This window comes from Lentibacillus populi (assembly GCA_014642895.1).
Lineage (GTDB): Bacteria > Bacillota > Bacilli > Bacillales > Amphibacillaceae > Lentibacillus_C > Lentibacillus_C populi.
On the sequence record BMJD01000004.1, the window covers coordinates 188774 to 195766 of the forward strand.

At 41.0% G+C, this 6993-nt stretch carries 9 protein-coding genes; 1 reads left to right on the top strand and 8 read right to left on the bottom strand.

Going from position 1 to position 6993, the window contains the following annotated elements; all coding sequences use genetic code 11:
- Window positions 1-35: 35 nt before the first annotated feature.
- From ahrC to nusB, 8 genes are all read right to left on the bottom strand, one after another.
- Window positions 36-485: a transcriptional regulator AhrC/ArgR gene (gene ahrC / locus IEX12_RS05050; RefSeq protein ID WP_088050589.1), complete on the bottom strand. Its 450-nt coding sequence runs from the start codon at window positions 483-485 to the stop codon at window positions 36-38.
- A 69-nt stretch (window positions 486-554) separates the two neighbouring features.
- Window positions 555-1382 carry a TlyA family RNA methyltransferase gene (locus tag IEX12_RS05055; protein WP_088050590.1) on the bottom strand — a complete coding sequence of 276 codons (828 nt, stop codon included), beginning with the start codon at window positions 1380-1382 and terminating at the stop codon, window positions 555-557.
- Window positions 1383-1393: 11 nt separating this feature from the next.
- Window positions 1394-1990, bottom strand: a complete 597-nt coding sequence (locus IEX12_RS05060) for a hypothetical protein (protein WP_088050591.1) — start codon at window positions 1988-1990, stop codon at window positions 1394-1396.
- 906 nt (window positions 1991-2896) lie between these two features.
- Window positions 2897-3781, bottom strand: a complete 885-nt coding sequence (locus IEX12_RS05065) for a polyprenyl synthetase family protein (protein WP_230856033.1) — start codon at window positions 3779-3781, stop codon at window positions 2897-2899.
- A gap of 2 nt (window positions 3782-3783) precedes the next feature.
- Window positions 3784-4017 carry an exodeoxyribonuclease VII small subunit gene (xseB, locus tag IEX12_RS05070; protein WP_088050592.1) on the bottom strand — a complete coding sequence of 78 codons (234 nt, stop codon included), beginning with the start codon at window positions 4015-4017 and terminating at the stop codon, window positions 3784-3786.
- The gene (gene xseA, locus IEX12_RS05075) at window positions 4004-5359 is read right to left on the bottom strand and encodes an exodeoxyribonuclease VII large subunit (RefSeq protein ID WP_188724751.1); all 1356 of its coding nucleotides are present in this window, start codon (window positions 5357-5359) and stop codon (window positions 4004-4006) included. The genes xseB and xseA overlap by 14 nt, the downstream gene beginning before the upstream one ends.
- Complete coding sequence (folD, locus tag IEX12_RS05080; protein ID WP_088050594.1) at window positions 5356-6210, bottom strand: bifunctional methylenetetrahydrofolate dehydrogenase/methenyltetrahydrofolate cyclohydrolase FolD; 855 nt, start codon at window positions 6208-6210, stop codon at window positions 5356-5358. The genes xseA and folD overlap by 4 nt, the downstream gene beginning before the upstream one ends.
- Window positions 6211-6293: 83 nt before the next feature.
- Window positions 6294-6677: a transcription antitermination factor NusB gene (gene nusB, locus IEX12_RS05085; protein WP_088050595.1), complete on the bottom strand. Its 384-nt coding sequence runs from the start codon at window positions 6675-6677 to the stop codon at window positions 6294-6296.
- A 113-nt stretch (window positions 6678-6790) separates the two neighbouring features.
- Here nusB and IEX12_RS05090 point away from each other — a divergent pair, with 113 nt between their 5' ends.
- Window positions 6791-6967 carry a hypothetical protein gene (locus IEX12_RS05090; RefSeq protein WP_159457774.1) on the top strand — a complete coding sequence of 59 codons (177 nt, stop codon included), beginning with the start codon at window positions 6791-6793 and terminating at the stop codon, window positions 6965-6967.
- Window positions 6968-6993 lie beyond the last annotated feature (26 nt).

Genomic DNA, 6993 nt, shown 5'->3' on the forward strand with positions numbered 1-6993 from the left:
ACTTAAAATTGTTCTGTAAACGGTCGTCCAAAACTCTAAAGCATGCTCAAAAACCGGTTTTTTATTGTCTCAGATTCTGTTTCCGTCCGGCATATAATTAAACACGTATCATCCCCGCATATCGTTCCCATAATTTCCTGCCAGTCCAAATTATCAATTAAAACACCTACTGCATGAGCATTTCCCGGTAGTGTCTTGAGTACAATAAAATTACTTGCATGGTCAATCTTAACAAACGCATCCATTATTAAACGCTTTAATTTATCTAGCGGATTGAATCGCTGATCTGCCGGCAAACTGTATTTATACGAGCCAGTACCAGTTGGAACTTTGACAAGATGAAGTTCCTTTATATCACGGGAAACGGTTGCCTGAGTCACATTAAATCCCAGGTTTTTCAATCGATCAACTAATTCATCCTGTGTCTCTATTTCCTTTTCCGTTATTAATTCACGAATTTTTATGTGACGCTGTATCTTACTCATCTTATTCCCCCGTCAAATGAAAATTAATCCAGGAACAACAAATGGAGGCTCCCTGCATATCTTGCATCTCTACGATTTGCTGCGTTCTGCAAAATTGCGATGTGCATCTTCTACTAACTGGTTTAATTCAATATCTGTTATAGCTTTCCCTGCTTTTTTATTTTGCCAGCCAAAATGAGCTAAAAATTCAATATTACCGTCACCGCCGGTAATCGGTGAATAAGTGATATCGTATAATTGATATCCCTCTTTCAAAGCAAATGCAATGATCGCCTGTAAAACACTTTGGTGCACTTTTTTCTCCCGGACAATTCCCTTTTTTCCGACCTGTTCACGGCCTGCTTCAAATTGCGGTTTAATTAGTGCAATAATATCACTGTTTTGTGCTAATAACTGCTTTAGAACTGGTAAAATAAGCTTTAGCGAGATAAACGAGACATCAATCGTTGCGAAATCTGGTGTACCACACTCAAGCATGTCCGGTGTTACATAGCGGAAGTTGGTCCGTTCCATTACAACTACCCGGTCATCATTACGTAATTTCCAGTCAAGCTGATTATACCCTACATCGATCGCATAACTTAGTGCAGCACCATTTTGCAGTGCACAATCTGTAAAGCCGCCGGTAGAAGAGCCAACATCTACCATAATTTTATTGTAAACAGAAACAGAGAAATGCGTTAGTGCCTTTTCCAGCTTCAACCCACCTCGTCCAACATATGGAATAAGCTTCCCCTTTACGGTCAACGGAATCGTTTCGTCAACTTTTATCCCCGGTTTATCCATGCGCTCTTGTCCAGAAAATACCAAACCAGCCATAATAACCCGTTTCGCTTTTTCCCTTGTTTCCATTAAGTTTCTTTCCACTAATAATACATCCAATCTCTTTTTAGCCATAAGAGTATCCTTTACTTAGACGTTTTTGTTTTCGTTCCTTTCGGCAGGACACGAATTTTCAGCTTATTTTGCAAAATCGCAATTACTTTTCCCACATAAAAAATGATATTGGTTGATGCATGGATGGCAAAATATTTTCCCAGTGCCTTACCACCAACGGTAAGTGCGGCCACAAGGCTTGTTACGATGACATTCAAGGTAATATGCACAGGTGATCCATCCCCGTTTCCCAGCAAATTGGCAATTTGCAAGACGACGATTGCCGAAGCCGTACCACTGACAATTCCGGAAATATCACCAATCACATCATTACAGAAGCTGGCAAATTTATCAGCATTACGGATAATCATAACAGCCTCTTTTGCACCATTTACTTTCTCCGCTGCCATAGCATGAAACGGTGCCTCATCGGCTGCAGTTGATGCAATCCCGAGCATATCGAAAACAACACCAATTAATACGATCAATAAGACAATTACCAATCCAGCCATCCATACAACATCACTCAATACGGATTGCGATACGATTGAAAAAATAGCCGCTAACACAAACGTGATAACGGCAATTGTTAAACTAAATTTAATCGATCTTTTTATTTGCGATTTCATTCTAAACCTCATTTTGATTATTATAGGTAGTTCAAAAAGTCCGGTGAAAATGACACTTCGAATAGGGAATCTTCGACTAAGTACCGACACGTCCTGTGTCGAACGTCGAAGTCACCACATCCTGTGGAAGCTCGTTGGCTTGTTTCTCCGCTGCTCATGTATTTAATTGCATACATTCCGCTGCTCGAAACTACGCCGCCTCGAACTTCTCGGTCCTTTTTATCCTCCTTTTTGAACACTCTTTTTTATGTAAGATGCGGAATGGTCGTATAAAAGATTAAAACTGCGGCTTAGGTCCAGTAGGTTTTCCCAGATGGTTACCCTATGTTGCCATAAAGGTGGTTCCCCATTAAAACCATCTTAGCCCTGTCGCCAGAAGCTAGACTGGATTACCACTTAGTCCACACTATAATCCCTTTTATACGTCCCTCAGAACAGTCTAGGAGATTTCCTCGACAGCCTTTAACCGTTCCCTAGCCTCTTTTGCAGTCCCGATTTCATGGAGAAAATAATAGCACATCCGGTGGCCACCCAGCTTGCTATTTTAAAATCCAATCCTCTCGAGCACCACTCAAGGCAGGCTACGCTGCATGTAAGGTGTCCCTTTCCTTACGTAAGCAGGTTCATACCCCATTCCATAATGATCCCTAGGCTTAGTTATCACGACAGAGATGGGCCTCCGCGGTAATAGGGTCATCGCCCACATGCCTTTGTGGATCGCCCTAAAACCTTAACTCCCAGCACTGACCCAAGGCTGGGCGCCTCAAGCCAACACAAGGAACTTCATCGATGTGCCCTTTGGCAGATTTTTAGGCCTGCCTTCAGGAGCGGAGGGCTGACTAGAATACTGCACCATTCCGTACTAGATATAGTATAACATATTATACGAAAAAATTCGAGTGTGGTTTACCTGTCCCGGCTGCTGAAAAGATCGGTTAATCCCATCAAATAAGAATCAGCGGCTCCCGCTTTCCATAGCGCCGCTTTGGCCCGTTTAACATATTGCTGTTTTTGCTCAATTGCACCTTCTGTTCCCAGCAATTTAGGATATGTGCTTTTATTATTGCCTTCATCGCTTCCAACTGGTTTACCAATTTTGTCCTGATCGCCTATTACATCTAGTATATCATCCTGAACCTGGAAGATAAGCCCAAGGTTATAAGCAAATTGATCAAGAAATTCCAACTGCTTGTTTGTTGCCCCACCAATAAACGCTCCGGCGATGATGGCAAATTTAATTAATTCCCCTGTCTTCAATGCATGAATTTCCTCTAAGCGTTCGAGTGAAACAGCATTGTTCTCTGCTTCGATATCCATCATTTGCCCTGCTACCATTCCATTTGGCCCGCTGGCCTGTGACAACAGCTTAATGAGAAATATTTTCTGTCTATCCGTTAGTAAGGGATCATCTGAAATAATTTGAAAACTGTACGTAAGTAAAGCATCTCCAGCCAGAATAGCAGTCGCTTCATCAAAAACACGATGATTTGTTGGTTTACCTCTACGGAAATCATCATCATCCATGGCAGGCAAATCATCATGGATTAATGAATACGTATGTATCATTTCAAGTGCCGCCGCTGTTGAAATTATTTTTTGTTTATCCTGATCATATGCTTCAAAGCTTGCTGTCAAAAGAATCGGCCGCAGTCTTTTTCCACCCGCTTCTATCGAATAGAGCATGGATTCCTTTAATCGGCCAGGGATCTGCAATTGTAAAAGATGCTGTCGCAGTTCTTTTACGATGGCTTTTTTATTTAATTCGATGTAATTCTCGAGTGATTGCGGCACGTTTACTCTTCCTCCTGGATCATAAATGGTTCTGTTTCTCCCTGATCGTTGATAATTTGCGTCATTTTGTCTTGTACCTGTTTCAACTTATCATTACATAATTTTGCGAGTTTCATGCCCTCCTGATAGTACGAAATTGCTTTTTCCAGAGGGACATCACCCTCTTCCAGTCTATCTACAATTTTCTCCAGTTCCAGCATAGCTTCTTCAAAAGACGTTTCTTCAAGCTTTTCCATTATTATCCTCCTCCACCTCTAACACATTGCAGGCTAATGACCCATCAGCCAATTTTACAGTAATTTTATCATTTATTTCTACCTTCCCAGCTGAGTGGATAATTTCTCCATTATGTGCGAATGGGATAGCATAACCGCGTTTCATTGTCTCGAGCGGATTTAGCAGTGTCAATTTTTCAATTATGTTTGTAAATTGGGCCGATTTTTTTTCAACAATCTGCTTCATTAAAAATGTATGTTGTTTTTCCAATTGTTTTAATTCTTTTTTCATCTGCGCAACCTGACTCTTTGGATGCTGTGTCACTAACCGTTGTTCGATGTTTTGTAACGACCCGCGTTTTGTTGTTAAAACTTGTCTAAACGCTTTGGACAATCGTTCAACTTGCTTATCCAGTTCTTGTTCTTTCTGGACAACAAGCTGTTTTGGGTACCGGAATGCATAAGCTTCTTGCATTTGATTTAACTGTTGTTCGGAAGTATGGGCTTTTTGTTTCATTGCCCTGGTTAAAGAGCGTTTTAGCCCAATAATTTTTTCCTGTAGCTCCGTTTGTGACGGTACGGCCATTTCCGCAGCCCCTGTTGGCGTAGGTGCTCGTAAATCGGCAATATAATCACTAATCGTAATATCTGTTTCATGACCAACGGCAGAAATAATCGGGATCTTTGAATGAAAAATTGCATGGGCAACAGCCTCTTCATTGAAGCTCCACAATTCTTCAATTGATCCTCCACCTCGTCCGACAATTAAGAGATCAAACATTGCTTTTTCGTTGGCAAGTTCTATTGCCCGTTTAATTGATGCCGCCGCGTTTCTTCCTTGCACAAGCACGGGGATAACCGTAGTAGCGACAATTGGATAGCGCCGCTTGATGGTTGTAATAATATCGCGGACTGCTGCACCGGTCGGCGATGTAATGACACCGATATGTTTCGGATACATTGGCAGCTGTTTCTTAACACTTTGATCGAAATAGCCCTGTTTATTTAATTTTTCCTTTAATTGCTCAAACGCTAAATACAATGCTCCAATACCATCTGGCTCCATTTGCTGGATGTATAACTGGTACTGCCCGTGTGGTTCAAAAACACCAATTTCTCCTTTAATCAGCACATTCATGCCATTTTCCGGCTGAAATTTTAACCTTCTGTTGTTTCCGGCGAACATGACAGCCTGGATTCTTGTCTGTTCATCTTTTATTGTCAAATACATATGACCACGGCTATGATGCTTAAAATTGGAAATTTCCCCTTTTAGCCAAATATTTTTCAGGTGTGGATCAGAATCAAATTTTCGCTTTATATATTTTGTCAGTGCAGTGACGGTTAAATATTTGTCGTTCACTTATCAGCCAGTCCGATCGCTGCTTTAATCGTATTTTTTAAAAGCATCGTAATGGTCATTGGTCCGACACCTTTTGGAACCGGGGTAATATAAGAAGCTCTTTCCTTGGCACTTGCAAAATCAACGTCACCGGTAAGGGTGCCATCCGCTAATCGGTTTATTCCTACATCAATCACCACTGCACCATCCTGTAAATAATCGGCGTCAATTTTATTCGCCTTTCCAACCGCAACGATCAATATATCCGCATTTTTCGTGTATGTTTTTAAATCGGGTGTTTTCGAGTGGCAATATGTAACGGTTGCATTTTCATTAAGCAATAGTTGCCCAACCGGTTTTCCAACAATATTGCTTCTGCCAATAATGACCGCATGCTTGCCCTCCATTTGAATATTCCGGGATTTTAGCATTGTTATTATGCCATATGGGGTGCATGATAGAAACGTATCCTTCCCTGTCATCATTCTGCCAATATTAACCGGATGAAATCCATCTACATCTTTTGCTGGATCAATCGCTTCAATGATCGATTGTTCTTTAATATGTTCCGGTAATGGCAGCTGAACCAATATACCGTGCACGTCCCGATCCAGATTGAGTTTATTAATCAGCTTAAGCAGTTCCTTTTCGGTTGTGAAGGTCGGCAACTCGATTATTTGTGAAGAAATCCCTACCTCTTTTGATGCCTTTTTCTTTCCATTTACATAGGATTTCGATGCCGGATCATCGCCGACCAATACTACTGTTAAATGTGGAACGATCCCTTGCTTCCTTACCCGTTCAACTTCTTCTTTCATTTCGCTTTTTAATTCAGCCGCTAGTTCTTTTCCATTAATAATTTCTGCTGTCAAGCCCTCATCCCCTTTAAGCTTTGCCGTTTCGTTTTATCAAGTGAATTTGCATCATTAAGAAAGCACAAACCAAATAAACCTGATTATTTTCTGGTAATGCGTGACAAAACGCCATTAACAAATTTGCCGGACTTATGATCCCCGTAAGTGTTTGCTAATTCTACCGCCTCATTGATGGAAACATTTACAGGAATATCATCTAAATAGGTTATCTCATAGGTTGCTATTCGCAATATTGTCCTCTCAACAGTTGCGATCCGTGCTAACGACCATTTCTCCATATGACCGGAAATGGTGCTGTCAATTTCTGCTTTATGGTCCCGGACACCTTGTACAAGCATACGTAAAAATTCATCAGTATCTTCCGAATCTACATATTCCTCTGTTGTTTTTGCGGGATCAAATTCATTCATGTCCAGCTGAAATAAAATCTGAAAGGCCTTTTCTCTTGCTGCATGACGTTTCATCAAACACTACTCCTTTTACTATATCTCTACAAATAATAACATGAATACCGTACCATTGCTAGGATCATACCGCATCTAGGCCTGTATAAAAAAACGCTATCGTGTCTTTTTAGATGCCAGAAGCCAGAGGTCGGATTGAAATCGGCGAGACAGCCGATTTCAATGCCGATTTTTTAAAAGATAAGAAACCAACATGGCTCCGCATTCGCGCAGCCACCATCTATGATGAAAAAGAATTTCTAGCCTGGATAGGAGGTATATCACATTCATTTATTGCCAATACAGTTTAATAACAATACAACAAGGCCGAAAATAC

Excerpts from the sequence above, each read along its gene's own strand:
- IEX12_RS05090 (WP_159457774.1), top strand. The coding sequence starts at position 6,791 with ATGCCAGAAGCCAGAGGTCGGATTGAAATCGGCGAGACAGCCGATTTC.
- ahrC (WP_088050589.1), bottom strand. The coding sequence starts at position 485 with ATGAGTAAGATACAGCGTCACATAAAAATTCGTGAATTAATAACGGAA.
- IEX12_RS05055 (WP_088050590.1), bottom strand. The coding sequence starts at position 1,382 with ATGGCTAAAAAGAGATTGGATGTATTATTAGTGGAAAGAAACTTAATG.
- IEX12_RS05060 (WP_088050591.1), bottom strand. The coding sequence starts at position 1,990 with ATGAAATCGCAAATAAAAAGATCGATTAAATTTAGTTTAACAATTGCC.
- xseB (WP_088050592.1), bottom strand. The coding sequence starts at position 4,017 with ATGGAAAAGCTTGAAGAAACGTCTTTTGAAGAAGCTATGCTGGAACTG.
- nusB (WP_088050595.1), bottom strand. The coding sequence starts at position 6,677 with ATGAAACGTCATGCAGCAAGAGAAAAGGCCTTTCAGATTTTATTTCAG.